The sequence below is a fragment of the Planococcus sp. RAB007_Raresut genome, assembly GCF_057369535.1.
On sequence record NZ_JBXYIF010000030.1, the window covers coordinates 1 to 483 of the forward strand.

The window sequence follows — 483 nt, forward strand, 5'->3', positions numbered from 1 at the left end:
ACGAACCGGGGCAAGGCGTTCAGCGGTCACGAGCGCATCCAGGCGTCACTCGGCGTCCCGATGTATTTCGCCGACCCGTACGCATCGTGGCAACGGGGGAGCAACGAGAACGCCAACGGGCTCCTCCCCGAGTTCTTCCCGAAAGGAACGGACTTCGCGCAGGTGGCGCACAACGATCTCGCGGACGCGCTCGCCAAGATCAACGGGCGGCCGAGAAAATGCCTGTACTGGAAAACCGCACACGAGGCCTTCACCGAGGAAGTGTTGCGCTTAATTTGTCAATCCGTCATTTTCTTTAATATCAATACTCTTGTGAAATGGCGCCCGTTCACCTTCAAATAGAATACATCAACCAAATAAAGAACGCGTTTTTTACGCGAGGCTCTGTCCTTCAGATATCAAGTTAGATATTTCCTTCGCGTGTCACTAGACGCGCCCACGGTCTTGCTTTTGACGTTGCCCTTAAGCTCCGTGCCTCCGTCA

Annotated in this window: 1 pseudogene; it reads left to right on the plus strand. The window is 54.7% G+C overall.

Going from position 1 to position 483, the window contains the following annotated elements:
• A pseudogene (locus tag AC2Q9J_RS17590) lies at window positions 1-276 on the plus strand (IS30 family transposase); the annotation flags it as partial.
• Window positions 277-483 lie beyond the last annotated feature (207 nt).